Source organism: Rodentibacter caecimuris (assembly GCF_001019715.1).
Classification (GTDB): Bacteria; Pseudomonadota; Gammaproteobacteria; order Enterobacterales; family Pasteurellaceae; genus Rodentibacter; species Rodentibacter caecimuris.
Genome location: NZ_BBXJ01000001.1, coordinates 1,208,316 through 1,233,708, shown reverse-complemented (window position 1 = coordinate 1,233,708; position 25,393 = coordinate 1,208,316). Strand labels below are relative to the sequence as shown.

General features: G+C 39.2%; 22 protein-coding genes and 1 tRNA gene. 15 read left to right on the top strand and 8 right to left on the bottom strand.

Going from position 1 to position 25,393, the window contains the following annotated elements; translation table 11 throughout:
- Window positions 1-53: 53 nt before the first annotated feature.
- The 6 genes from trpCF to PNEUHYL_RS06055 all read right to left on the bottom strand — a co-directional run bounded on the left by trpCF (window position 54) and on the right by PNEUHYL_RS06055 (window position 5,885).
- Window positions 54-1,493, bottom strand: coding sequence for a bifunctional indole-3-glycerol-phosphate synthase TrpC/phosphoribosylanthranilate isomerase TrpF (gene trpCF / locus PNEUHYL_RS06080; RefSeq protein WP_059366318.1), 1,440 nt, complete (start codon window positions 1,491-1,493; stop codon window positions 54-56).
- Window positions 1,494-1,530: 37 nt separating this feature from the next.
- Window positions 1,531-2,538 carry an anthranilate phosphoribosyltransferase gene (trpD, locus tag PNEUHYL_RS06075; protein ID WP_059366317.1) on the bottom strand — a complete coding sequence of 336 codons (1,008 nt, stop codon included), beginning with the start codon at window positions 2,536-2,538 and terminating at the stop codon, window positions 1,531-1,533.
- A 39-nt stretch (window positions 2,539-2,577) separates the two neighbouring features.
- Complete coding sequence (locus PNEUHYL_RS06070) at window positions 2,578-2,964, bottom strand: tautomerase family protein (RefSeq protein WP_059366316.1); 387 nt, start codon at window positions 2,962-2,964, stop codon at window positions 2,578-2,580.
- A 46-nt stretch (window positions 2,965-3,010) separates the two neighbouring features.
- Window positions 3,011-3,592 (bottom strand): aminodeoxychorismate/anthranilate synthase component II, encoded by a 582-nt coding sequence (locus PNEUHYL_RS06065; RefSeq protein ID WP_059366315.1) that lies wholly within the window; start codon window positions 3,590-3,592, stop codon window positions 3,011-3,013.
- An 8-nt stretch (window positions 3,593-3,600) separates the two neighbouring features.
- Window positions 3,601-5,148 carry an anthranilate synthase component I gene (gene trpE, locus PNEUHYL_RS06060; RefSeq protein ID WP_059366314.1) on the bottom strand — a complete coding sequence of 516 codons (1,548 nt, stop codon included), beginning with the start codon at window positions 5,146-5,148 and terminating at the stop codon, window positions 3,601-3,603.
- A 152-nt stretch (window positions 5,149-5,300) separates the two neighbouring features.
- Complete coding sequence (locus PNEUHYL_RS06055) at window positions 5,301-5,885, bottom strand: FMN-dependent NADH-azoreductase (protein WP_059366313.1); 585 nt, start codon at window positions 5,883-5,885, stop codon at window positions 5,301-5,303.
- Between the two features lie 270 nt (window positions 5,886-6,155).
- Here PNEUHYL_RS06055 and thrS point away from each other — a divergent pair, with 270 nt between their 5' ends.
- From thrS to PNEUHYL_RS06030, 5 genes are all read left to right on the top strand, one after another.
- Window positions 6,156-8,087: a threonine--tRNA ligase gene (thrS, locus tag PNEUHYL_RS06050; protein WP_059366312.1), complete on the top strand. Its 1,932-nt coding sequence runs from the start codon at window positions 6,156-6,158 to the stop codon at window positions 8,085-8,087.
- A 198-nt stretch (window positions 8,088-8,285) separates the two neighbouring features.
- Entirely contained in the window at window positions 8,286-8,657 is a 372-nt protein-coding gene (locus PNEUHYL_RS06045) for a YgiW/YdeI family stress tolerance OB fold protein (protein WP_059366311.1), read from the top strand.
- Window positions 8,658-8,716: 59 nt separating this feature from the next.
- Window positions 8,717-9,385 (top strand): response regulator, encoded by a 669-nt coding sequence (locus tag PNEUHYL_RS06040; protein WP_059366310.1) that lies wholly within the window; start codon window positions 8,717-8,719, stop codon window positions 9,383-9,385.
- Window positions 9,375-10,730, top strand: coding sequence for a quorum sensing histidine kinase QseC (gene qseC, locus PNEUHYL_RS06035; RefSeq protein WP_059366309.1), 1,356 nt, complete (start codon window positions 9,375-9,377; stop codon window positions 10,728-10,730). The genes PNEUHYL_RS06040 and qseC overlap by 11 nt, the downstream gene beginning before the upstream one ends.
- A 112-nt stretch (window positions 10,731-10,842) precedes the next feature.
- Window positions 10,843-11,679 (top strand): DUF72 domain-containing protein, encoded by an 837-nt coding sequence (locus PNEUHYL_RS06030; RefSeq protein WP_059366308.1) that lies wholly within the window; start codon window positions 10,843-10,845, stop codon window positions 11,677-11,679.
- Between the two features lie 6 nt (window positions 11,680-11,685).
- Here the strand turns inward: PNEUHYL_RS06030 and PNEUHYL_RS06025 are convergent, their stop codons facing one another.
- Complete coding sequence (locus PNEUHYL_RS06025; RefSeq protein WP_059366307.1) at window positions 11,686-12,249, bottom strand: YceB family lipoprotein; 564 nt, start codon at window positions 12,247-12,249, stop codon at window positions 11,686-11,688.
- A 120-nt stretch (window positions 12,250-12,369) separates the two neighbouring features.
- Here PNEUHYL_RS06025 and PNEUHYL_RS06020 point away from each other — a divergent pair, with 120 nt between their 5' ends.
- From PNEUHYL_RS06020 to tyrA, 10 genes are all read left to right on the top strand, one after another.
- Window positions 12,370-13,089 (top strand): RIO1 family regulatory kinase/ATPase domain-containing protein, encoded by a 720-nt coding sequence (locus PNEUHYL_RS06020; RefSeq protein WP_059368831.1) that lies wholly within the window; start codon window positions 12,370-12,372, stop codon window positions 13,087-13,089.
- Window positions 13,089-13,223 (top strand): hypothetical protein, encoded by a 135-nt coding sequence (locus tag PNEUHYL_RS13715; protein WP_255204529.1) that lies wholly within the window; start codon window positions 13,089-13,091, stop codon window positions 13,221-13,223. The genes PNEUHYL_RS06020 and PNEUHYL_RS13715 overlap by 1 nt, the downstream gene beginning before the upstream one ends.
- Before the next feature lie 96 nt (window positions 13,224-13,319).
- A tRNA-Met gene (locus tag PNEUHYL_RS06015) sits at window positions 13,320-13,396 on the top strand.
- A gap of 165 nt (window positions 13,397-13,561) precedes the next feature.
- Window positions 13,562-14,017, top strand: coding sequence for a ribosome maturation factor RimP (rimP, locus tag PNEUHYL_RS06010; RefSeq protein ID WP_059366306.1), 456 nt, complete (start codon window positions 13,562-13,564; stop codon window positions 14,015-14,017).
- Window positions 14,018-14,034: 17 nt separating this feature from the next.
- Window positions 14,035-15,522 carry a transcription termination factor NusA gene (gene nusA, locus PNEUHYL_RS06005; protein WP_059366305.1) on the top strand — a complete coding sequence of 496 codons (1,488 nt, stop codon included), beginning with the start codon at window positions 14,035-14,037 and terminating at the stop codon, window positions 15,520-15,522.
- A gap of 12 nt (window positions 15,523-15,534) precedes the next feature.
- Window positions 15,535-18,063: a translation initiation factor IF-2 gene (gene infB, locus PNEUHYL_RS06000; RefSeq protein WP_059366304.1), complete on the top strand. Its 2,529-nt coding sequence runs from the start codon at window positions 15,535-15,537 to the stop codon at window positions 18,061-18,063.
- A 443-nt stretch (window positions 18,064-18,506) separates the two neighbouring features.
- The gene (locus tag PNEUHYL_RS05995) at window positions 18,507-19,988 is read left to right on the top strand and encodes a nicotinate phosphoribosyltransferase (protein WP_059366303.1); all 1,482 of its coding nucleotides are present in this window, start codon (window positions 18,507-18,509) and stop codon (window positions 19,986-19,988) included.
- A 194-nt stretch (window positions 19,989-20,182) separates the two neighbouring features.
- The gene (gene rbfA, locus PNEUHYL_RS05990; protein WP_059366302.1) at window positions 20,183-20,569 is read left to right on the top strand and encodes a 30S ribosome-binding factor RbfA; all 387 of its coding nucleotides are present in this window, start codon (window positions 20,183-20,185) and stop codon (window positions 20,567-20,569) included.
- Window positions 20,569-21,489, top strand: coding sequence for a tRNA pseudouridine(55) synthase TruB (gene truB / locus PNEUHYL_RS05985; RefSeq protein ID WP_059366301.1), 921 nt, complete (start codon window positions 20,569-20,571; stop codon window positions 21,487-21,489). The genes rbfA and truB overlap by 1 nt, the downstream gene beginning before the upstream one ends.
- 88 nt (window positions 21,490-21,577) lie before the next feature.
- The gene (tyrA, locus tag PNEUHYL_RS05980) at window positions 21,578-22,702 is read left to right on the top strand and encodes a bifunctional chorismate mutase/prephenate dehydrogenase (protein WP_059366300.1); all 1,125 of its coding nucleotides are present in this window, start codon (window positions 21,578-21,580) and stop codon (window positions 22,700-22,702) included.
- Window positions 22,703-22,763: 61 nt separating this feature from the next.
- Here tyrA and PNEUHYL_RS05975 read toward each other — a convergent pair whose 3' ends face one another.
- On the bottom strand, window positions 22,764-25,352 hold the full coding sequence (locus tag PNEUHYL_RS05975) for an ATP-binding protein (protein ID WP_059366299.1): 2,589 nt from the start codon (window positions 25,350-25,352) through the stop codon (window positions 22,764-22,766).
- Window positions 25,353-25,393: the final 41 nt, after the last annotated feature.

Sequence of the window (25,393 nt, the reverse complement as noted above, 5' to 3'; positions counted from 1 at the left end):
GTAGGGTATCAGAAATTTATATTACACACTTTATAGTGCTTAACTAAAAGTAGTTATATTGTATCGAAAATTTTTTCAAAAACCGACCGCACTTTGTTTTCATCTTTTACGCCGGGTGAATTTTCTACACCGGAGTTAAGATCGACACCTAAACAACCTTGTTGTCGTGAAAGAACAATATTTTCTGGAGAAATGCCGCCGGCAAGGATGATTTTGTGCTTAAGGTTTTCAGGAATGAATGACCAATCAAAGGTTTTACCTGTACCGCCTTGTTGATTTGTGGTTTGGCTATCAAAAATATAGCGGGCAACATTTAAATCGTCTGTAAAATTAACCGCACTTTTTTCATCAATGTTGATTGAGACGGCTTTCCAAATTTGGCAGGTTTCGGGTAATTTACCGCGCAGCTCGGTGATAAACGCCGGCGTTTCCGAGCCGTGTAATTGCACCGCATAAAGTTGCAATTGTTGAGCTATTCTAACGATAAAATCCGCCTCTTGATTTTGAAACACGCCTACAAAACGAAGTGGAGCGGCTGTTACTAATTCTTGAGCCTGACGCAAACTCACTGTACGTTTTGAATGTTCAGCAAAAATTAACCCGCCATAAAGTGCTCCGTTTGCATAAACGGTTTTAACATCTTGGGTGCGTGTTAAGCCACATACTTTGTTTTCACCGAAAATCACCGAACGAACGGCATTATTTAAATCAGTGCTTTCCATTAAACTACTACCGATCAAAAATCCCTGTGCAACTTTTTGTAATTGACGGATTTGCTGATGAGTATAAATACCGGATTCGCTGATAATGCGTACATCTTCCGGTATGCGATTTGCATATTTTTCCGTTAATTCGACTACACGATTTAAATCCACGGTTAAATCATGCAAATTACGATTATTCACACCGATAATCTTCGCACCTAACAATAAGGCACGCTCAAATTCCGCTTCATTACTGGTTTCGGTTAATACCCCCATTCCCAAAGAATGAGCAAGATCTGCCAACACGCGATAGGTTTCATCATTCACCACTGAAAGCATTAATAAAATAGCATCGGCTTGATAATAACGGGCAAGATACACTTGATATTCGCTGATTATAAAATCTTTGCAAAGCACCGGTTGGCTCACGATATTTCGCACTTGAGGCAAAAACTCAAAATCGCCTTGGAAGTATTTTTCATCCGTCAGCACAGAAATGGCTGACGCATAATATTTATATACATTGGCGATCTCATCTAAATTAAATTCAGCCCTAATCAATCCTTTCGAGGGTGAGGCTTTTTTACATTCCAAAATATAAGCAGGATTTTGCTGTGTGCCTTTTGCTAGCGAGTCATAAAAAGAGCGGTCAGATTTTGTGATGTTTTGTTGAAATTCACTAAGCGGAAATTCCTTTTCTTTCACTTTCACCCATGCGGCTTTGTCTAGCACGATTTTTTGGAGCACCGTAGCGGAATTAATTGGTTTTGAGAAGTCTTGTGTAATCATCTTATTTTTCTTTTATGACTAAAAATGGTGGTTAATTTCAGAGTGAATATTTTGTTAGTTTTTGCAATGTTTCAAAGGCTTTGCCGCTTGCCAAGGTTTCCAACACGTTTTGAGTATTTTGTTTAAGGTCGTTATAGCCAAATAATTTGAGCAATAACGCCGTATTTGCAGCGATAGCATTGGCTTGTTCCAGTTTACCGCTACCTTGTAAAAGAGCGGTCAATATTTTGGCATTTTCTTGTGGTTCGCCACCGCGTAAGCTTTCTAATGATTGCATTTTTAAGCCAAAATCTTCCGGTGTTAGCGTGAAATATTCAATCTTACCGTCTTTAATTTCCGCTACTTGTGTTTCACCGTGTAATGCGACTTCATCCAAGCCTGAACCATGTACGACAAAGCTATGCTGATGACCAAGCGCCACCGCCGTTTCTGCATAGGTTTTGACTAATTCCGGCGTATAGACGCCAAGCAGGTTGTAATTCGGTCGGGCAGGGTTAATAAGAGGGCCGAGAATATTGAAAATTGTGCGGGTTTTTAGTGCGGCACGAACGGGGGCAACATGACGAAATCCTGAATGATATTGTTGTGCAAATAAAAAACAGACACCGATTTCATCGAGGGCTTGGCGGGCGCTTTCCGGTGAAATATTGATATTGACGTTCAATGCAGTTAATACATCACTTGCACCGGATTGGCTGGAAACGCTACGATTGCCGTGTTTAGCAACTTTTACCCCCATTGCTGCGGCAACAATACAACTTGCGGTGGAAATATTGATAGTATTTTTCCCATCCCCCCCGGTGCCGACAATATCGGCAAAAGGGTAGTCGGGGCGTGGGAAAGATTTTGCATTTTGCAATAAAGCCGCTACTGCACCGCTAATTTCCTCAACAGTTACACCACGAACTTTTAAGGCAATCATCATGGCGGCAATTTGTTCATTGCCGAGTTCACCTTGCATAATGCCATTAAAAAGCATGCTACTTTCTGAATTTGAAAGAGGATTTCCGTTATAAATTTGTTCTAATAATTGGTTGTGTTGCATGGTTTTTCCTCAGTTTGTTATTGGTTTTTTGGGCCTTTACTAAACGTAAATGTCATAATCCAAATCCCTTGCTTCATCGCCTGTCATACCACGGAAGCCCCAGCAGTGTGCCGGTTGTTCTTTAATGGTAATCTCGACATCATGAGCGCGGATACCGAGTTTGTATTCAAGCTCGCTGAATAGCATTTTTATTAAGCGTTTTTTGGTGCCTTCCATTCGACCTGCCATTAGATTAATTTCAATGACGGTATAATCATCACTACGATCGAAAGGGTAGTAAAAATCTTCTTTTTCTAAGCCCAAAAAGCGAATAGCGTGTTTTCCTTTGGGAATATCTAACCCCAAGTAAAGGCTATTGTAAATGACATCCGCCAGCATTTCTCGGCGTGCTACAAGTTTGGATTTTAATCCGAATACAGTAATCATATTGTTTTCCTTAGGTTGTAGAAGAGGTTTTAGTTTATCAGTATATTTAGCGATTTAATAACCATTCAACGGATTGCTGTAATAGCTGCGATCCTTGCACGGTTAAAATACTTTCCGGATGGAATTGAAATCCACAAATCGGCAAATAACGATGACGGATAGCCATAATAATACCGTTATATTCCGCATTGATGACAAATTCCGACGGTAAATCTTGCCCCATGAGTGAATGATAGCGTGCTACCGGCATTGGATTAGCCAAATTTTTAAACATCGCTTCACCATCATGGGAAATTTTTGAGATTTTGCCATGCAAGACTTCGCCGGCATGGACGACTTTACCACCAAATGATTGGATTAAAGCTTGATGTCCCAGACAAATTCCAATTATTGGGATTTGTGATTTTAAACGGTCGATTAACGCTAACAAAATCCCTGCTTCTTCCGGTGTACCGGGGCCGGGCGAAAGGGCAAGAATGGTATCCGGCGTACTCAGTGCGGTGATAACAAGTTGTTCTAAATCACAATCATTGCGGTAAATTTTAACTTGATGTCCTAACACACGAAATTGATCGACTAGGTTATAGGTGAAGGAATCAAAGTTATCCAAAAAAAGAATATTTGCCATAATGTTTCCTATTTTGCCTGTGCGTTGATTTGACGAATGGCTTTTAACACAGCCGCCGCTTTATGGCGTGTTTCATCCGCTTCCATTTGTGGATCGGAATCCAATACTTCACCACAACCCGCTTGTACATGGGCGATACCGTTTTGCACAAAAGCGGAACGAATCACAATACAGGTGTCAAAATGCCCGTCTGATGTAAGATAGCCTACCGCACCGCCATAACTATGACGTTTTTGCTGTTCAAACTGATAAATAAGTTGCATGGCTTTAATTTTGGGGGCTCCGGTGAGCGTTCCCATATTCATGCAGGCTTGATAAGCGTGAAGCGCATCTAATTCAGGGCGAAGTTTGCCTACCACACGAGAAACTAAATGCATAATATGTGAATAACGATCCACTTGCATTAATTCTGCAACCTTGCGAGTGCCACTTTGACAAACACGGGCAATATCATTGCGTGCCAAATCTACCAACATTAAATGTTCCGCCTGTTCTTTGTGATCAAGGCGAAGTTCGAGCTCTAAACGCCCGTCCAGCTCAGGATCAATATTACCGTGAGCATCAAAGCCGCGCGGACGCGATCCGGCAATAGGGTAAATCTCTAATTGACGATTGTTCGGCGTATATTTGAGCGCACTTTCCGGTGAGGCGCCAAACAAAATGAAATCTTCATCGTTCATATAAAACATATAAGGACTTGGGTTATTTTGTTTGAGTTGAGCATAACTGGCAAGCGGATTTGGACAAGCAAGAGAAAAGCGACGGGAAGGAACGATTTGGAATACATCACCAATATTAATGTGGTGTTTTAACGCTTTCACGATATTGATAAATTCGGGATCATCAAAATTCGTTTTTACTTCATCACCCGCAGATTTAATAGATAAGATGTGATCAATATTTTTTAATTTTTGTGCGATCGCGAGTGCGGTTTTTGCGACATTGACTTGCTCTTCTTGTGAGAAACAGTAACTTTTAAGTGTTGCCTGCTGGCTTTGGTGATCGATAGTAATGAGATGCTCGGCAAGATAAAAACTGTAGTCAGGGCAAGAAATATCATCATCTTTTAACGTGATGTCATTCATCGGGATGAAATTGGCGACTAAGTCATAAGCGAACAAACCGCCTAAAAAAATTGGTGTAGCACTGTGACGATAGAGATTGGCTATCACGCGAAGACCATCAAAAACCGTGGCAGATTGCAGTTTACTATCCTCATCTAATTGGTTATCAAGAGGGGCAAACTCAATAGAAAATTCATTGTTAAAATTGACCGCACTTATGTTTCCAAGTGCGGTCAAGATTGGGTGAATTTCTCTCAACACGGCTAAACCGTTTGCATTGATTGCTTTAAATGTGACGTTGTGACTAGAACAGGTGATTTTTACTGCGGTATTGATTAACAGAAGGCTTTGCAAACTATTTTTACTACCAATTTCAGCAGAATCGAGTAGAAGCGTGTTGGGCTGATCACATAAGGTATTGAAAATGGCGGTAGTATCCTCGTAGTAAGGTACCGGCTGTGTCGTTACCGCAATAAAAGCATGGTCTCGCATTTTTAAATCCTTCTAAGAAAACTTTTGCACTATTAAACTAGTGCAGTAAAAATAAGTCAAGCAAAGATTTAAAAAAATTCGATTTAATTTTATAAAAGTACATAGTGGTAAAGAAAAAAGAAAGCCATCTCGAAAGATGGCCTAAAAAAGGATTAAAGTGCGGTCACAATATCATTAATTTTTACTTTGGCAGAGTGCAACGCTTTTTCAACAGCTTCCGGACCAAATCCAATCCCTTGCGCATAGACGAACTGCACATCAGTAATTCCTACAAAGTCTAAAATTGCTTTCATATATTGTGTGACGGAATTTGCGTCATCGTATAACCCGCCAAATGCACATAATACGATGGCTTTTTTACCTTTCAATAAACCTTCCGGGCCATTTGCCGTGTATTGAAATGTAACACGAGGACGGGCGATAAAATCAAAATAAGATTTTAATTGAGTCGGAATCGTTAAGTTATACATCGGTGCGCCGATTACGAGTGTATCCGCATTTTTTAATTCAGCAACGAGTTTGTCTGAAAGTGCTAGAAGTTGTTTTTCTTCATCCGTGTTAGGTTCGCCACGCACTGCAATAGCTGCTGTTGCATCGAAGTGGGGAAGGGGATCATTTGCTAAATCCCGCACCACAATATTGTTACCTTGTAGTTTTTCAATCGAATAATCAACTAATTTATTACTTTGAGAATTATCAGCAAGAATGCTTGATTTTAGCACTAATATGTTGCTCATTTTGTTTCCTTTAATTCAGGTGAAATAAGTGGGACGATTCTAGAGTTTATTTTTTGATAGATAAAGTTGTTGTTGGGAAAAACATTATTTCTTTTTATGAAAATATCCAGGCGGTTTTCTATTTAACAAGATTATAAGAAAGTGGTAGAATTTGCGACCGCACTTTTCTCATTCAATGGTAGGAATGAAGCTAAGTGCGGTTAATTTTTATTGAATTTTTAAACGAGCATGTCACCTTTCGTATGGGTGACCACTGTATAAGGAAAAATTATGCCAATTATTACTTTACCTGACGGTTCCCAACGTCAATTTGATCGCCCTGTTTCTGTGCTTGAAGTGGCTCAAGATATCGGTGCAGGCCTTGCCAAAGCTACTATTGCTGGCTGTGTAAACGGTGAACGCCGTGATGCCTGTGATATTGTTGAGCAAGACGCAAAATTAGAAATCATTACTGCTAAAGATGAAGACGGTTTAGAAATTATCCGTCATTCTTGTGCTCATTTATTAGGTCATGCTATCAAACAATTATTTCCTGATGTAAAAATGGCAATCGGTCCAACTATCGAAAATGGTTTCTATTATGATGTGGATTTAGATCGTTCTTTAACTCAAGAAGATTTAGAGGCGATTGAAAAACGGATGCTTGAATTAGCGAAAACCAATTACGATGTCGTAAAAAAACGCGTAACTTGGCAAGAAGCACGAGATACTTTCGAGCAACGTGGCGAGCCGTACAAAATGGCAATTTTAGATGAAAATATTGAACGTACGGCAACACCGGCGTTGTATCATCACCAAGAATATATTGATATGTGTCGTGGGCCTCACGTACCCAATATGCGTTTCTGCCATCATTTCAAATTACAAAAAGTAGCAGGGGCTTACTGGCGTGGCGACAGCAAGAATAAAATGTTACAACGTATCTACGGTACGGCTTGGGCTGACAAAAAACAATTAGCCGACTATTTACAACGTTTGGAAGAGGCCGCAAAACGCGATCACCGTAAAATCGGTAAAGCCTTAGATTTATACCATATGCAAGAGGAAGCACCGGGAATGGTGTTTTGGCATAATGACGGTTGGACGATTTTCCGCGAGCTTGAAACTTTCGTTCGGACTAAATTAAAAGAGTACGATTATCAAGAAGTCAAAGGTCCGTTTATGATGGATCGTGTGTTATGGGAAAAAACGGGACATTGGCAAAACTACGGTGATTTAATGTTCACTACACAATCGGAAAATCGTGAATATGCGATTAAGCCGATGAACTGTCCGGGTCATGTGCAAATTTTCAATCAAGGTTTAAAATCTTACCGTGATTTACCAATCCGTATGGCAGAGTTTGGTTCTTGCCACCGTAATGAACCGTCCGGTTCTTTGCATGGTTTAATGCGTGTGCGTGGCTTTACCCAAGATGACGCGCATATTTTCTGTACGGAAGATCAAATCGAAAGTGAAGTAACCAGCTGTATTAAAATGGTTTACGACATTTATAGTACTTTCGGTTTTACCGATATTTATGTGAAACTTTCAACCCGTCCTGAAAACCGTATCGGTTCGAATGACATGTGGGATCGTGCGGAAGCGGGCTTAGCCGCAGCGTTGGCACATAATAATCTAGAATATGAAGTTCAAGAAGGTGAAGGGGCGTTCTATGGGCCGAAAATTGAGTTTGCATTGCGTGATAGTTTAGGTCGTGAATGGCAGTGCGGTACGGTTCAGTTAGACTTTGCCTTACCGGGTCGCCTAGAAGCTACCTATGTTGCGGAAGATAACGGGCGTAAAACCCCTGTGATGATTCACCGTGCGATTTTAGGTTCTATTGAACGTTTTATCGGTATCATTACTGAAGAATATGCCGGCTTTTTCCCTGCGTGGTTAGCGCCGACTCAAGCGGTAGTGATGAATATTACCGATAGCCAAGCCGATTATGTAAAACAAGTGGCAAAACAGCTATCCGATGCCGGTTTACGCGTGAAAACGGATTTACGAAATGAAAAAGTAGGCTTTAAAATCCGTGAACACACCTTACGTCGTGTACCTTATATGCTGGTTTGCGGCGATAAAGAAATCGCAGAAGGCAAAATTGCGGTGCGTACCCGTAAAGGTGCGGATCTTGGCACATTCACCGTAGAAGAATTTGCGGAAATCTTGAAAAAACAAGTGAGAAACCGTGAATTAAAATTATTGAATGAAGAATAAAAAAGCATTCAAAACTGACCGCACTTTGCGGCGATAACTCATGAAAGGCTAGGTTATATACTAGCCTTTTTTATAAACCCGAAGAAAAATCTCCCCTTCTTAAGGTTTTCTTAAGATTTGTGTTATTTAATAGATCTCAACAAAGCAGTAATGCTTTAAATAATGATTTTTAACCTACAATTTTAAGAGGAAAACTTGATGAAAAAATTAACTCTAGCAACACTTCTGGCAATCGCTACTTCAACTGCATTTGCAGGTTTCAATGGTAATGGAAATACCGTTCAAGGCGGGTTTAAACAAAGTGCAATGCAGGCGATTAGTGTAAAACAAGCATTATCGGAAAAAGATAATAGCATGGTGACATTGGTCGGTAGCATTACCCAACAAATTGGCAAAGATGACTATCTTTTCACTGACGGTTCTGCACAAATCAAAGTGGAAATTAAAGATCGAGTATGGAACGGTTTAAATGTTGGTCCGCAAGATAACATTCGTATCAGTGGAAAACTTGATAACGACGCTTTTGAAAAAGCCGAAGTTGAAGTATATAGTATTGAAAAAGTAAATTGAGAATTAAAAATGGTGAGTATTTGGGCTCACCATTTTGCGTTGAAAGAGCGGTCAAATTTATGCGAATTTTGTTAATTGAAGATGATGTGTTAATCGGCAATGGGTTACAAATCGGGCTGTCAAAATCCGGATTTATTGTGGATTGGTTCACGGACGGCAAAACCGGCTTAAATGCGCTGGATTCTGCTCCTTATGATGCCGTTGTGTTGGATTTGACTTTACCGAAAATGGACGGATTGGACATTTTGCAACAATGGCGAATGAATAATCAATCTACTCCCGTGCTTATTTTGACAGCGCGCGATACCTTAGATGAGCGCGTGAAAGGATTACAAAAAGGGGCGGATGATTATCTTTGTAAACCTTTTGCATTGGCTGAAGTGGTTGCCCGTTTGCAAGCATTGATTCGCCGTAGCTATGGACATACCACACCGGTTCTAACCCATCTGAATGTTACGCTTGATCCTAATCAACGAAGTGTCCGATTAAATAATGATCTACTTTCTCTCACGAGCAGAGAATATAAGTTATTAGAACTTTTTATGTTGAATCAAGATCGTGTCCTTTCCCGTTCAGCCATTGAAGAAAAATTATCCACATGGGAGGAAGAAATTAGTAGCGCCGCATTAGATGTTCATATCTACAATTTGCGCCAAAAATTGGGAAAACAATTTATTCGTACCGTTCACGGGGTTGGCTACGTATTAGGACAAGGTGATGACAAATAAAAGTTTAAAATTTCGCTTAATGAGCGGGTTATTTTTGATTGCACTTTTCGTGTGGCTTGTTTCAACTTTTGTCGCGTGGAAAGTAGCAAAAAAAGAGGCCTATGATGTTTTTGATGCGCAGCAGATTTTATTTGCAGAACGCCTCGCCACCTCCGATTTACAAAATATTTTATTGGGTAAGACAAACTTTAATCGTGGCGGATTTAAACCGTTAAAACGTAAGTTCGATGATGATGCCCTTGCGTTTGCGATTTTTTCCAAAACGGGGGAGCGATTGTTAAGTGATGGCGATAACGGTGATAATTTTATCTTTAGCAATAAAGTGGGATTTAGTTCCGCCTATATTGAAAACTATGATGATAAATGGCGGATTTATTGGTTACCTGTGGCACAAGGGGAGTTGCGAATTGCGGTTGGTCAAGAAATAGAATATCGAGAAGAATTGGTGAATAAAATGGTATTTGGGCAAACGGCGATTTGGTTTGCAAGTTTACCTTTTTTATTGGCAGTAGTTTTCTACTTGATTCATAAAGCATTAAAACCGATTAGTCAGCTTAGCCGTGAGGTTTTGCGAAGAAAACCGGGAGATGTTTCTCTGCTTGATACGTCAAATGTACCGACAGAAATTTTGCCGTTGGTGAAAAATTTAAACCAATTTTTTGACCGCACTTCGACTATGTTAAAAAGAGAGCGCCGTTTTACTTCCGATGCCGCCCATGAATTACGTAGTCCGTTAGCCGCTTTACGTATTCAAACCGAAGTTGCCCAACTTGCCGGTGAGGATAAGGAAATTAGGGAACAAGCATTAAGCAATTTAACACTGGGTATTGATCGTGCCAGCCAATTAATCGAGCAGCTTTTAATCTTATCCCGTTTAGATAATTTAAAGGAACTTGATGGATTAGAACCTATAAAATGGCAGGAAATAATTCCTTCTTTAATGAGTGAATTTTATTTTAATGCACAAAAACGTAACATTGAATTATCTTTTGAAGAAAAGTCGTTGCCTCAAATGAGGAACGGTCAACCTGTTTTAGTCACACAAATGTTGAGAAATTTACTGGATAACGCGGTTAAATATGCACAATCAGGGGCGTCGGTGAAAATTGTTTTATTCAGAGAAAAAATTATTGTAGAAGATAATGGCGGTGGGGTGAGTGAAACCGATTTAGCCCGATTAGGACAACCTTTTTACCGTCCGGCAGGGCAAAATGAAAAGGGAAGCGGGTTAGGGTTATCCATTGTATTTCGCATTGCAGAATTGCATCACTACAAAGTGCGGTTGGAAAACGTGATGGATTGCGAAAACATCATTGGATTTAGAGTAATTATTGGCTTACAGTAAAATATGTCCTAGGTGATTCGGTGTAGGAAAATGCCGTTCACCTTCTTTTCCAGTTTTAAAATGTTATTTTCTCTCTTACAATAGCGCCCCCAATTCTTATTAAAAATATTAAATGTCTCACATTTACATTGGTACGGGCGGTTATGCAGATTGTGATTTGCTCGGCACCGTTTATCCTTTAGGGACGGCAAAAGCGGATTTTCTGACTCATTATTGCCGCCATTATGACACGGTAGAAATCAATAGTAGTTTTCATGCGCCTATTGGACAGAAAGCAATACAAGGAATGTTGGAAAAATCCGACGGCAAACTGCAATTCTCGATTAAATTACATCAAGATTTTAGTCATACCCGCACAGCAACACGGGACAATGCCAAACAATTTCTAAATGCATTACAACCATTAGTTGAACAACAAGTGCTTGCGGCGTTATTTTTACAATTTCCCCATCGCTTTGAACGTACTCTCAACAATCGTCGCTACTTAGCGGAATTGACCCAATGGTTTATAGAGTATCCGATGACGGTAGAATTTCGTCATCCCAGTTGGCATTGTGAGACCGTATTTGAGACATTCTGCCGACAACCAAATTTAATTTGGGGAAATGTAGATTATCCGCCCAATATCGGATTACCGATGTTTCAACTAAAAATTAATCAAAATACGGGTTATTTACGCCTACATGGTCGCAATGCAAACTGGTGGAATGAAAATTCTGCTCAAGCAAGGCATAATTATCGCTACTCTGAAGATGAGCTGAGCGAAATAGCAAATTTGATTGTTCAACAAAAAGATCGGTTTGAACGACTGTTTATTTATTTTCAAAATACCACTCAAAGTCATTCATTTTATAATATTGCGACGCTCAAAAATTTGCTGTCACCTTTTGGTTTTGAAATGAAAACACACATAGATGACATACCTCATCAGCAATGGGATTTATTTTAAACCGTTTTATAGAACATTAGTTTCAAGTTCTAAAATTCCCGGTTCGATTTTAATACCTTTAGCAAACTTTTTGATTAAAACATCTCGGATGTTTGTTTCATCAAGGGTATAAATCGGCATTGAGGAAAGTAACAATGCAATACTTTCACTTAAAAATGGCATGGCAATTTGTAATTGTTCCATATATTCATTAGGTTCGCCGGACCACTTTAATATACGTAAATTACGTAAATAGATCTCGCCTTTTTCAGGGCTATAATAAGGAACGGTATCAAACGTTAATGTTAATTTAGCCGGAAATTGTTTATTTCCCAGTTTGAATAATCCTTCGGCAGTGCCGTTTATTTCAACACGTTTTTCTGTGCCTCGTCCGATTTTAGTCGTGAGATCCTTTAACTGATAATCTAATGAAAACAACCCTGGGAAGTTAAATTTATCTTTAATTGCCCCTTTTTCCGATAGATATTGATTGATTTGACTTTCAGTTAAGCTGAAAGGTGAAGATTGTGCCGAGGTAAAAATGGAAAACCCGAGTAACAGGGTAAAGATAGAAATATTGAGTTTTTTCATAAAATACCTAATCTAGTTGAAAGATTGAAATAAACCCTTAGAATATTCAAGGTTTTATGACAGGCATAAAATATAACATGAAATAGGCGGATTTGGAGTAGTATTGTAGTGGAATCTTGTATTAATAGCGAATTTCAGGAATATGTTAAGCATGTTTTTGAGAAACAACAAGGAAGACGGGTTTATCAATTTAACTACCAAGGAAAAGGATATTGGTTGAAACAACCGGAAAAACTATCAGGTGTTTGGCTACTATTAAAGCCTTATCCTAAAAAGTCTTTTGCAAACGAATTAATGACGCTTTTAGATTTATTTAAACAGGGTGTGCCTGTTCCCAAAGTTGTTTACCATGAAAAAGATTTTTTTGTTTTAGAAGATGTGGGGATGAGTATTTCTCAATGGATGGATAATCCGAACACGTCAGAGAAACAAAAATTTTCAATTCTCTCCGATGCAAGCCAAAGTTTAATCGGGTTACACAAAAAAGGATTGGTGCATGGACGTCCTGCAGTACGAGACATTGTATGGAACGATGGTAAAACTATTTTTTTAGATTTTGAATCGCGTTCAAAAAGCCAAAATAAAGATTGGTTAATCGTGCGCGATATGCTATTTTTCTTCGACAGTTTATGCCATAAAGAAACTATTTCTGATGAATTAATAGCGGAAGTAGCGGTTTATTATCAAACACATTGTGACTCCCGAAATTGGGAAATAATGCAAAACTATTTATCGCGATTTAGATGGGTATATTACTTACTCTTGCCTTTTAAACCAATTGCAAAGAAAGATCTCATTTCGATTTATCGCTTGTTTGCATTATTATATAAGGAAAAATAATGAAAAAAATCTTCTTAATTTTAACTTTGTCTGCTTTACTCGGTGCTTGCTCTGTTGGGGGAGGTATCGGTGTCGGTGGTGGCAGTAGCGGCATCGGCGCAGGAGTGGGATTAAGTACCGGATTCGGTTTCTAGCGCTTAAGTGTGGTTGAAAATTGTCGTGTTTTTTAGATTTTTGAGAAAAGTCTTGATCTTTTGATAGAGAGCACTATAATACGCGCATATTTCGGACGCGGGGTGGAGCAGCTTGGTAGCTCGTCGGGCTCATAACCCGAAGGCCGTCGGTTCAAATCCGGCCCCCGCAACCAATACAAGTTCAGTAAAAGAACCCCAAGTTTGGGGTTTTTTTGTACAAGAAATTTTAGAAACTGGGCTTAGGTTCTGAGAACCTAACCCTTTTTTTACGCCTAAAATTCAATATAGAGTGGTTTTATCTATATAAGAATAAGGGGTTAGGGAAATAGGAGTAGAAATTGGCTACGTTAGAACAGAATTTACAAGAAATACTGCAAAGTTCGATAGAAGATTTAGGTTGCGAGCTTTGGGGGATTGAATGTCAGCGGGCCGGTCGTTTTATGACTGTGCGTATATTTATTGATAAAAATGGGGGCGTAACCATAGATGATTGTGCGGATGTAAGTCGTCAAGTCAGCGCTATTTTGGATGTAGAAGATCCGATAGCAGATAAATACAACCTTGAAGTGTCATCCCCCGGCTTGGATCGCCCATTATTTACACTAGCACAATACAAACGTTATCTCGGTGAAGAAATTCTCATTCATTTACGTATTCCAATGATGGAACGTCGTAAATGGCAAGGAAAATTAGCGCGTATTGAAAATGATATGCTGATATTAAAAGTTGATGATCAAGAACACACCTTTGTTTTTGGTAATATTCAAAAAGCAAATGTTATTGCAAAATTTTAAAAGGAGAAAAAGGAAAAATGAGTAAAGAAATTTTATTAGCAGCAGAAGCGGTGTCTAATGAAAAATTACTACCGCGTGAAAAAATCTTTGAAGCATTAGAAAGTGCGATTGCTCTTTCAACTAAGAAAAAATATGAATACGAAACCGATATTCGCGTTTCAATTAACCCAAAAAATGGTGAGTTTGAAACTTTTCGTCGCTGGTTAGTCGTTGATGAAGTAAAAGTGCCGACAAAAGAAATTACTTTAGAAGCTGCTCAATTTGATGATCCTGAAATCCAGCTTGGGGACTATGTCGAAGATCAAATTGAATCTATCGCTTTTGACCGTATTGCAATGCAAACCGCACGTCAAGTTATCAGCACAAAAATTCGCGAAGCGGAGCGAGCAAAAGTAGTGGAACAATTCTGTTCCGAAGAGGGCAAAATTGTCACCGGTACAGTAAAAAAAGTGAATCGCGAGAGTATTATTTTGGATTTAGGCAATAAAGCTGAAGCGGTTATTGCTCGTGAAGATATGTTACCACGCGAGAATTTCCGACCGGGAGATCGAGTTCGTGGTGTGCTTTATAAAGTTGTTCCGGAAAGTAAAACCGCACAATTATTTGTTACCCGTGCGAAACCGGAAATGCTCATTGAATTATTCCGTATTGAAGTACCGGAAATTGGCGAAGAAATGATTGAAATTCGTGGTGCTGCCCGTGATCCGGGTTCTCGTGCAAAAATTGCAGTGAAATCAAATGACAAACGTATCGATCCTGTTGGGGCATGTGTAGGTATGCGTGGTGCTCGGGTTCAAGCCATTACCAATGAATTGGGGGGAGAACGTGTCGATATCGTACTTTGGGATGATAATCCGGCACAATTTGTCATTAACGCGATGGCACCTGCGGATGTCAATTCCATCATTGTCGATGAAGATAACCATTCAATGGATATTGCCGTTGATGCGGCAAATCTTGCGCAAGCAATCGGACGTAACGGTCAAAATGTGCGTTTAGCCACCCAACTAACCGGCTGGGTATTAAATGTGATGACTACGGAAGAACTTAATGAGAAACATCAAGCAGAAGATAATAAAGCATTGCATTTATTTATGAATACATTAGAACTTGATGAAGAGTTTGCACAAATCCTTGTAGAAGAAGGCTTTACAAGTTTAGAGGAAATTGCTTATGTGCCGGTAAGTGAATTAACGGCAATTGATGGTTTGGAAGATGAAGATCTTGTTGAAGAACTTCAAACCCGGGCAAAAAATGCGATCACGGCAGTAGCGGTGGCGGAAGAAGAAGCATTGAAAAAAGCAAATATTGAAGAACGTTTATTAAACTTGAATGGCATGAACCGTCATATTGCGTTCAAATTCGCCGAAAAACAAATTACCACTCTTGAAGAGCTTGCCGAACAAGGTGTTGATGATTTAGCGGATATTGAAGAGTTAACAGAAGAACAAGCCGCTGATTTAATTATGGCTGCACGTAACATCTGTTGGTTCAGCGAAGAATAAGGAGAATTAATTATGACTGATGAAGTAAAACAAGCAGATAGCGAAGCACCGAAAAAATTAAGTATTCAACGCAGAACTAAAACGGTAGTAAATGCAACAACAACGGCAGGTAAAAGTAAATCCGTTCAAGTGGAAGTTCGTAAAAAACGTACTGTAAAAACCGATGCGGTTCAAAAAGCGGAAGAAGCTGAAAAATTAAAAGCGCAACAAGAAGAATTGGAAGCGAAAAAAGCAGCGGAAAAGAAAGCCGAAGAGGAAAAAGCCCGTTTGGAGGCAGAAAAAGCCGCCGCAGAGAAATTAAAAGCAGAGAAAGAAGCTCAAGCTAAAAACGCACAAAGTGCGGTCAATTCTAAAGCTAAATCTGTTGATGACGAAAAAGAAAAACGCAAAGCGGAAGAAGCCGAACTTCGTCGCAAAGCAGAGGAACTTGCTCGTCAAAAAGCTGAGGAGCAAGCCCGTAAAGCCGCGGAAGAAGCTAGACGCTATGCTGAAATGGATGATGAAGATAACGAATCTTCGTCAGAAGATTATTCCGACTATAATCTCAGTTCAAAATATGCGCTTGAGGCGGAAGATGAAGAAGAACGCCGTAATGAAAATCGTGGTCGTGGAAAAAATAAAGTAGCAAAAGCGAAAAAAGGTCGCGATGACGATAATAGCAAGAATAATCGAAATGAACGCGAGTCCAACCGTAAAAATCAAAAAGAAGGTAAGTTAGGTAAAGGTAAAAATGCTAAGAAAGGAGCCTCATTACAGCAAGCTTTCACGAAACCGGTTCAAGTTGCTAAAGCGGATGTTGTGATTGGGGAAACCATTACCGTTGCAGAACTTTCCAACAAAATGGCAATTAAAGCCACTGAAATCATCAAAATGATGATGAAAATGGGCGAGATGGTGACAATTAACCAAGTACTTGATCAAGAGACCGCGCAATTAGTAGCGGAAGAATTAGGTCATAAAGTGATTCTTCGCAATGAAAATGAACTTGAAGAAGCGGTACTTGGCGATCGTGATGTCAATGCGGAAAAAGTAACCCGTGCACCGGTAGTGACTATTATGGGTCACGTTGACCATGGTAAAACATCCTTACTTGACTATATTCGTAAAGCTAAAGTGGCTGCCGGTGAAGCGGGCGGAATTACGCAACATATCGGTGCGTATCATGTGGAAATGGATGATGGCAAAATGATCACTTTCCTTGATACCCCGGGACACGCCGCATTTACTTCAATGCGTGCACGAGGTGCAAAAGCAACGGATATTGTAGTACTGGTGGTGGCTGCAGATGATGGGGTGATGCCTCAAACTATTGAAGCTATTCAACACGCAAAAGCAGCGGGAGCGCCGTTAGTTGTCGCCGTAAACAAAATTGATAAACCGGAAGCCAACCCGGATCGTGTAGAACAAGAGTTATTACAATATGAAGTCATTTCAGAAAAATTCGGGGGTGACGTTCAATTTGTACCGGTTTCAGCGAAACAAGGTCTCGGTATTGATGACTTGTTAGATGCGATTCTTCTTCAATCTGAAGTGCTTGAATTAACCGCTGTGAAAGACGGTATGGCAAGTGGTGTTGTGATTGAATCTTACCTTGATAAAGGCCGTGGCCCTGTGGCGACAATTTTGGTTCAATCCGGTACCTTACGTAAGGGCGATATTGTGCTCTGCGGCTTTGAGTATGGTCGTGTACGTGCAATGCGTGACGAAAATGGTAAAGAAATTGATGAAGCCGGGCCGTCTATACCGGTCGAAGTACTTGGGCTTTCCGGTGTGCCGGCAGCCGGTGATGAAGCGACTGTCGTGCGTGATGAGAAAAAAGCTCGCGAAGTGGCATTGTACCGTCAAGGTAAATTCCGTGAAGTCAAACTTGCCCGTCAGCAAAAAGCAAAACTTGAAAATATGTTTAGCAATATGGCAGAAGGCGATGTGGCAGAATTGAATGTTATTGTCAAAGCAGACGTACAGGGTTCTGTGGAAGCGATTGTTCAAGCCTTACACGAACTTTCAACGGACGAAGTGAAAGTGAAAGTTGTAGGTTCAGGCGTAGGCGGTATTACTGAAACCGATGCCACATTAGCTGCGGCATCCAACGCTATTATGGTTGGGTTCAACGTTCGTGCAGATGCCTCAGCCCGTCGTGTGATCGAAAGTGAAAATATTGATTTACGTTATTATTCTATTATTTATGAATTGCTTAACGAAATCAAAGCGGCAATGAGCGGTATGCTACAGCCTGAATTCAAACAAGAAATCATCGGCTTGGCAGAAGTGCGGGATGTGTTCCGTCATCCAAAATTTGGTGCAATTGCCGGTTGTATGGTGACAGAAGGTATTGTTAAACGTAATAATCCAATCCGCGTGTTGCGCGACAATGTGGTTATTTTTGAAGGCGAACTGGAATCGCTCCGTCGTTTCAAAGATGATGTAGCAGAAGTGCGTAGCAATATGGAATGTGGTATTGGCGTGAAAAACTATAATGATGTGAAAGTCGGCGACCAAATTGAGGTATTCGAAGTGGTTGAAGTTAAACGCTCGATTTAATCTTTGTGGTTTAGTAGCCTGTAAAAACTTTTAGACGTTGCGGTGAGATTATCCGAATATAAAAAATAGGAAAATCTCACCGCACTTTGTCAAATGGGGATAACTAAATTTTCATTAGGTTTAGTTTTAGCTACATTAACGAGAAAAACAAAACCTAAAATTAGAAATGGAATTAGCTTTTTACATCAAAAACTAAAGACGAGAAAATGCCTTTAAAAAATGGTTGGTTCCAACGGTAGTTTTAGGAGAGGGATTGTTTGTTGGTTTGGATATTATTATTTGAGTTTTTATCTAAAAAAATAATAAATTATTATGATAAATAAAGCCGATAGTTTTAATATCCTTCATATTATAACCAGCAGTTAGCTTTCAACAAGTTATCTGGCTTATATTTTGTAACTAACAACAAATCTAACTTAGATTGTAATAAGGTAATAAATTTTATGGATAATCTATTAAATCATTATAGTCGTGCTAGCGCTATACCATCATTATTATGTGATTTTTACAAAACATCTCATCGAATGATGTATCCTGAAGGTTCACAAATTCTTTATAGTACATTTACGCCTCGTAGCAATAAACAAGCACCTTATTTAACAAGGGTTGTGTCCTTTGGTTTTCAAGCATTTATTACTAAATATTTAATTCATTATTTTAATGACAACTTCTTTTCTCGAGATAAGGATGAAATTGTTTCTGAATATTCAGCCTTCATAAAAAAGACGTTGCGGTTGGATGATACAGGTGAGCATATTAAACAATTACACGAGCTAGGTTATTTACCTATCAAAATTAAAGCCATTCCTGAGGGAAAAACCGTTGCAATTAAAGTTCCTGTAATGACCATTGAGAATACCCATCCCGATTTCTTTTGGCTGACAAACTATTTAGAAACGCTCATTAATGTCTCACTTTGGCAGCCGATGACATCGGCTTCTATGGCTTTAGCTTATCGAACGGCATTAGTAAAGTTTGCGAATGAAACTTGCGATAACCCAGATCATGTTCCATTTCAATCTCACGATTTTTCAATGCGTGGTATGAGTTCTTTAGAATCGGCGGAAACTTCAGGTGCCGGTCATTTAACCTCTTTTTTAGGTACGGATACAATTCCTGCGATTTCTTTCATCGAAGCCTATTATGGTTCAAAAGAGTTAATTGGCACTTCAATACCGGCTTCAGAACACTCAGTGATGAGCTCACATGGCATTGATGAATTGCCCACATTTCGTTATTTAATGGCAAAATTTCCGAATAGTATGTTATCCATTGTGTCTGACACCACAGATTTTTGGCATAACATTACGGTTAATTTACCTTTATTAAAGGCGGAAATTATGGCAAGACCGGAAAATGCCCGCTTGGTTCTTCGCCCTGATAGCGGTGATTTTTTTGCCATTATTTGTGGCGATCCTACGGCTGATACCGAGCATGAAAGTAAAGGTTTGATCGCCTGTTTATGGGATATTTTTGGCGGCACGGTTAATCAGAAAGGTTACAAAGTTCTTGATCCCCATATCGGCGCTATTTATGGCGATGGCGTAACCTATGAAAAAATGGTGAAGATTTTAGAGGGGCTGAAAGCCAAAGGCTTTGCTTCAAGCAATATTGTGTTTGGTGTCGGTGCGCAAACCTATCAGCGTAATACGCGTGATACTTTGGGATTTGCCATCAAAGCCACATCTATCACGATTAATGGTGAAGAAAAAGCAATCTTTAAAAATCCTAAAACCGACAACGGCTTAAAAAAATCCCAAAAAGGTCGCGTTAAAGTCCTTTCTTATGATACTTATATTGATGGGCTAACTGCAAAAGATGATTTTAGTGATGATTTATTAGAAATACTCTTTGAAGACGGCAAACTGTTACGCCGAACCGATTTTGATCAAATTAGACAAAATTTACTTGCAGGTTCTAGTTAGAAAAATTATCTCTATTTAGAGAAAAGAGCGGTCGGATTTTATTGTGTTTTGGTGTTATGTCGCTACTTTTGATATAAAACGTCGCGGTCATTTATACAGATAATTTTATAAACCAACCGCACTTTTCGCTTTTGAGGGATAAATTTTGCTATAATCCCCGCCTTAAAAAGAATTATTGAAAATAGGAAAAGAAAATGGCTCGAGAATTTAAACGTAGCGACCGTGTTGCGCAAGAAATCCAAAAAGAAATTGCGGTGATTTTACAACGTGAGGTGAAAGATCCGCGTATTGGTATGGTGACGGTATCCGATGTTGAGGTGTCGAGTGATTTGGCTTATGCCAAAATTTTTGTCACCTTCTTGTTTGATCATGATGAAAGTGCCATTGAACAGGGGATGAAAGGCTTAGAAAAAGCCGCACCTTATATTCGCACCTTGCTTGGCAAAGCGATGCGTTTACGCATTGTGCCGGAAATCCGTTTTATCTACGATCAATCTTTGGTAGAAGGAATGAGAATGTCCAATTTGGTGACGAACGTGGTACGTGAAGATGAGCGCAAACACGTTGAGGACGAAGCATAATGTCGAGACCACGCAAGCGGGGACGTGATATTGACGGCGTTTTTTTGTTGGATAAACCCCAGGGAATGTCCTCTAACGAAATTATGCAAAAAGTAAAACGTCTCTTCCAAGCCAATAAAGCAGGGCATACGGGGGCGTTAGATCCGCTGGCAACAGGAATGTTGCCGATTTGTTTGGGAGAAGCCACTAAGTTTTCTCAATTTTTATTGGATGCGGATAAGCGTTATTTAGTTACTGCAAAATTAGGCGAGCGCACTGATACTTCCGATGCTGACGGGCAGGTAGTGGAAACCCGTGCAGTGAATGTGGAAACACCGCAAATTTTGACCGCACTTGAGCAATTTCGGGGCGATATTTTGCAAGTGCCGACGATGTTTTCAGCCTTAAAACATCAAGGCAAACCTTTGTATGAATACGCCCGTCAAGGTATCACCGTAGAACGTGAGGCACGCCCGATCACGATCTTTGAACTTAAGTTTATTGAATACCATGCGCCTTATTTAACGTTGGAAGTGCATTGTTCCAAAGGTACATATATTCGCACATTGGTGGATGATTTAGGGGAAGTATTAGGTTGTGGAGCGCATGTTACCATGTTACGCCGACTTGCCGTGGCGGATTATCCGATTGAAGCGATGATGAGTTGGCAAGAATTACAATATCTTGCGGAAAAGCAAGAGTTGGCGTTACTTGATCAACATTTATTACCAACAGACACGGCAGTAAGTAAATTACCGGCATTGCATTTGAATGAGGCACAAAGTCGTGCCATTGGTTTTGGTCAGCGAGTGAAATTTACTAACGACCAGAATTTACAAGGACAAGTGCGGTTGTTTTCGGCACAGAATTTATTTTTAGGCGTGGCGTTGATCGATGGCGATATTATCCGTCCACAACGATTAATTACACAATCCGCATAATTTTATTTGCCTTTCCTTATAAATTCCAGTAATCTCACCTGTAATTAATTTCTTACAAAGAGTGTAAATAAAATATTACAGGTGGGTTATGGAAGCACTTAACGATTTACGTTCCGAAATTGATTCGCTCGATCGCGAACTCATTCAACTTTTTTCTAAACGCCTCAAACTGGTTTCACAGGTGGGCAAAGTCAAACATCAACATGGTCTCCCTATCTATGCGCCCGATCGCGAAATTGCTATGTTGCAAGCACGTCGTTTAGAAGCGGAGAAAGCAGGTATTTCACCGGATCTAATCGAAGATGTGCTACGCCGTTTTATGCGGGAATCCTATACCAATGAAAATCAATTTGGTTTTAAAACCGTGAATCCGGATATTCGGAAAATTGTGATTGTGGGTGGTTATGGGAAACTGGGCGGATTATTTGCCCGCTATTTGCGTGCTTCCGGTTATCCGATTTCCGTTTTAGAACGTGATGATTGGGATGTGGCGGATCGAATCCTTGCCAATGCGGATGTGGTGATTATTTCCGTGCCTATTGCGAATACCCTAGAAACGATTGAACGCTTAAAACCTTATTTAACGGAAAATATGTTACTTGCGGATCTCACCTCGGTAAAACGTGAGCCCTTGGCGAAAATGTTGGAAATACATCAAGGGGCAGTGGTGGGATTACACCCTATGTTCGGGCCGGATATTACCAGTATGGCAAAACAAGTAGTAGTACGTTGCGACGGACGTTTTCCTGATCGATATGAATGGTTGCTGGAACAAATTCAAATTTGGGGCGTGAAAATTCATCAAACCAATGCCGTAGAACACGATCACCATATGACTTATGTACAGGCTTTACGTCATTTTTCGACCTTTGCTAATGGTTTACACCTTTCTAAGCAACCTGTGAATCTCAGTAATTTACTTGCGCTTTCTTCCCCAATTTATCGTTTGGAATTGGCAATGATTGGTCGCTTGTTTGCGCAAGATGCGGAACTTTATGCGGATATTATTATGGATAAAGCGGAAAACTTAGAAGTGATTGAAAGTCTAAAACAAACCTATGAAGAAGCATTAGCGTTTTTTGAAAATCATGATCGCCAAGGTTTCATTGAGGCGTTTCATCAAGTGCGGGAATGGTTCGGTGAATATTCCGAACAATTTTTAAAAGAAAGCCATCAATTATTACAACAGGCGAATGATTTAAAACAAGGATAACGCGGTATTACGTAGCTGCGCAATAAATAAAAAGTGCGGTGAAAATGACCGCACTTTTTCATTAAAGACAAAGGAGTTTTTGTTGTAACGATTGTAGTGTAAAAGGTTTGATTAGCACAGGAAATTGTTCGGCATTTTCTAATTGCGCCGTGTGACCTGTGATAAGTAAGATTTTTATTGTAGGGAAGTTTTTCTGTACCCATTTGGCAAGATCTATGCCGGTGAGTTTATCTGATAACATAATATCAGATAATAAATAGTCAATTTTTTCTCCTTGTTCTAATTGTTCAATGGACTGTTCAGCAGATTCACATAAGATAGGTATATAGCCCAGAACATGGAGTTGCTCCCCAAGGGTTTCACGTAAACTTGTTTTATCTTCGACAATCAAAATCTTATAGCGAATCTCGTTTTTACTAAAGTTTTTTGGCATTGGTATAGCGGTATTCATGTTCGTTGTAATAGGTAATTGCAAGTGAATTGCCGTACCTTGTGCCGGACAAGAATCAATTTTCACCCGACCTTTCGATTGGCGAATAAATCCATATACCATTGATAACCCCAATCCGCTCCCTCGACCATTTTGTTTTGTTGTAAAAAATGGTTCAAATACGTGATTTATTGTCTCTTCATCCATACCGCATCCATCATCTATAACAGAAAGTTGAACCATGTGTTCTTGTCGATACGTTCGGGGGACATTAAGGGCCGTTGTTTTGATTGTAATGGTTCCTTGATTATTCAATGCATCTTTCGCATTTACAATTAAGTTGAGAAGTGCCGTTTCAAGTTGATTTTTATCAATGTAAACAGGGGGTAAATTCTCACCTAAATCTAACCGCACTTTGATATTTGTCGGAATACTGTGCTTGATTAAATCATTAAACTCTAAAACAAGTCGATTAATATCTAGCGAAATCGGGTGGAGTGGTTGTTTTCTTGCATAAGCCAGCAAACGTTGGGTTAAAGTTGCGCTATTTTCGGCGGCTTTTAAGGCTCGCTGTAAACGTTTTGCTTGCCGTTCATCAAGATGAGCAGGGTTAATTAAATCTAAATTACCAATAATCACTGCAAGAAAATTATTAAAGTCATGGGCAATTCCTCCTGTTAAATGACCAATTGCCCGCATTTTTTGGTTATGAATAATCTCATTTTCCCATTTTTTCCGTTGTGTACGGTCAATTAAAAAAATAACAAATCCGTCTTTTAAGGGGCTAACACGCCATTCTAAGATATATTTTTCATACTGTATTTCAAGAAAATCTTGTGCTTGGCGAACTTCTGTGAGTAAGGTTAAATTAATGGATTGATTGCTCCCCATGACTTTGGTTTGTCGAGAATCAAAGTAACCGGCTAATGAATAAAGGCTGTGTTGTTTGTATTCTGTAAAAAACGGTTGAAGTAATATTTTAAATTGAGCATTATGAGAAATGAGATTTAACTCTTTATCAAAAATGACTAATCCGTCCCTCATGGCTAAAAAAGTCTGTTCGACTAATTCATTTTTTTCTTTCAATAAGGAATCCGTTCGTTCCAGTTCTATTACATTTTGGTAAAACACATCAAAGGTTCTCGCTAAATCACCAATCTCATCGTGACTATGTTGTTGTGGCACTGTCACATTTTTATTGCCTTGCGACAAACACTTTAATGCGTTTGTAATGGAATAAAGTCGTTTTCCAATAAGAGAGTAAATATATTTTGCCCAGATAATAATTAGAAAAATCGTAAAAAGTGAAAATAATAAAATAAATAATGTTAATGTGAATAAATGTTGTTGAACTTGTTCTGAATTAGTATTGGCATTTTCAACTTTGTCTTTGACTAATTGTGTATAGTGTTGGTTTATTTGTTGTACTAAAGCATCAATTTTGAATGTCAGAAATTGGATACGTAAATTAACTTTCTCCAATATTTTTGCATTGTCAATCATGGTGGGAAATTGTTGTTGAAGTTTCATTAATTCTTCATTGATATCAGGAAACCGATGAACAGGAGGAAAGAATAAAAAATTAGCTTGTATTCCCGTAAATACACTCACGGAAAAACGGCTTTTCGTTGCATCTTCAATGAGTTTTTCTACCCGATCAAGCTGCATAAGGAAATTTTGTGGAAATTGATGTTCTGTATCGGCGGACACAACACGTTTTTCTAATCTCTTAATATGTCGAATATAAAGTAACCCCTGGTTTAATTGGCTAATCATTGTCGTATGCAATACATGGCGTTCATGGGTTTGCAATAATAAATCTTGTACATTTTTTTCAAGTAAATCAATATGATGAATAACTTGAGTGAAAATTTCATTGGGTTCCACAGTGGATTGTTTGGCTTGCTTGAATAGGTTTTGTAATTCTTCGGCATGACGCGTGAGTGACTTTGATTCCCCCTGATATTCTAAGGCACTGGTGGTTTGTGTTAAACGTTTTGCATAGGTAGAAATTTGTGCAGTTTTAACACCTAATGTCATTGATGAAAACATTTGGTTAAGGGAACGATTACGCAGATTGGATAAAGAATTATAGGTATTATTTAATCCTATAATTGCCGTCGTACTAATGGCAATAATAAGTGAAATTACTGTAATTAAAAACAGCATTAAACGAAAACGTACGCTATAAATTTTTGTTGATGTTATCCAATTCTTCATTTTTTGACCGCACTTTTATACCTATACTGCTTTTGATTATT

What these genes read in the sequence shown, in the direction of transcription:
- PNEUHYL_RS06040 (WP_059366310.1), top strand. Translation starts at nt 8,717, where the DNA reads ATGCGAATTTTGTTAATTGAAGATGATGTGTTAATCGGCAATGGGTTA.
- qseC (WP_059366309.1), top strand. Translation starts at nt 9,375, where the DNA reads ATGACAAATAAAAGTTTAAAATTTCGCTTAATGAGCGGGTTATTTTTG.
- infB (WP_059366304.1), top strand. Translation starts at nt 15,535, where the DNA reads ATGACTGATGAAGTAAAACAAGCAGATAGCGAAGCACCGAAAAAATTA.
- trpE (WP_059366314.1), bottom strand. Translation starts at nt 5,148, where the DNA reads ATGCGAGACCATGCTTTTATTGCGGTAACGACACAGCCGGTACCTTAC.
- PNEUHYL_RS06070 (WP_059366316.1), bottom strand. Translation starts at nt 2,964, where the DNA reads ATGATTACTGTATTCGGATTAAAATCCAAACTTGTAGCACGCCGAGAA.
- rbfA (WP_059366302.1), top strand. Translation starts at nt 20,183, where the DNA reads ATGGCTCGAGAATTTAAACGTAGCGACCGTGTTGCGCAAGAAATCCAA.
- PNEUHYL_RS06055 (WP_059366313.1), bottom strand. Translation starts at nt 5,885, where the DNA reads ATGAGCAACATATTAGTGCTAAAATCAAGCATTCTTGCTGATAATTCT.
- PNEUHYL_RS06045 (WP_059366311.1), top strand. Translation starts at nt 8,286, where the DNA reads ATGAAAAAATTAACTCTAGCAACACTTCTGGCAATCGCTACTTCAACT.
- trpD (WP_059366317.1), bottom strand. Translation starts at nt 2,538, where the DNA reads ATGCAACACAACCAATTATTAGAACAAATTTATAACGGAAATCCTCTT.
- PNEUHYL_RS05995 (WP_059366303.1), top strand. Translation starts at nt 18,507, where the DNA reads ATGGATAATCTATTAAATCATTATAGTCGTGCTAGCGCTATACCATCA.
- PNEUHYL_RS06030 (WP_059366308.1), top strand. Translation starts at nt 10,843, where the DNA reads ATGTCTCACATTTACATTGGTACGGGCGGTTATGCAGATTGTGATTTG.
- PNEUHYL_RS06065 (WP_059366315.1), bottom strand. Translation starts at nt 3,592, where the DNA reads ATGGCAAATATTCTTTTTTTGGATAACTTTGATTCCTTCACCTATAAC.
- truB (WP_059366301.1), top strand. Translation starts at nt 20,569, where the DNA reads ATGTCGAGACCACGCAAGCGGGGACGTGATATTGACGGCGTTTTTTTG.
- thrS (WP_059366312.1), top strand. Translation starts at nt 6,156, where the DNA reads ATGCCAATTATTACTTTACCTGACGGTTCCCAACGTCAATTTGATCGC.
- PNEUHYL_RS05975 (WP_059366299.1), bottom strand. Translation starts at nt 25,352, where the DNA reads ATGAAGAATTGGATAACATCAACAAAAATTTATAGCGTACGTTTTCGT.
- tyrA (WP_059366300.1), top strand. Translation starts at nt 21,578, where the DNA reads ATGGAAGCACTTAACGATTTACGTTCCGAAATTGATTCGCTCGATCGC.
- nusA (WP_059366305.1), top strand. Translation starts at nt 14,035, where the DNA reads ATGAGTAAAGAAATTTTATTAGCAGCAGAAGCGGTGTCTAATGAAAAA.
- PNEUHYL_RS06025 (WP_059366307.1), bottom strand. Translation starts at nt 12,249, where the DNA reads ATGAAAAAACTCAATATTTCTATCTTTACCCTGTTACTCGGGTTTTCC.
- PNEUHYL_RS13715 (WP_255204529.1), top strand. Translation starts at nt 13,089, where the DNA reads ATGAAAAAAATCTTCTTAATTTTAACTTTGTCTGCTTTACTCGGTGCT.
- trpCF (WP_059366318.1), bottom strand. Translation starts at nt 1,493, where the DNA reads ATGATTACACAAGACTTCTCAAAACCAATTAATTCCGCTACGGTGCTC.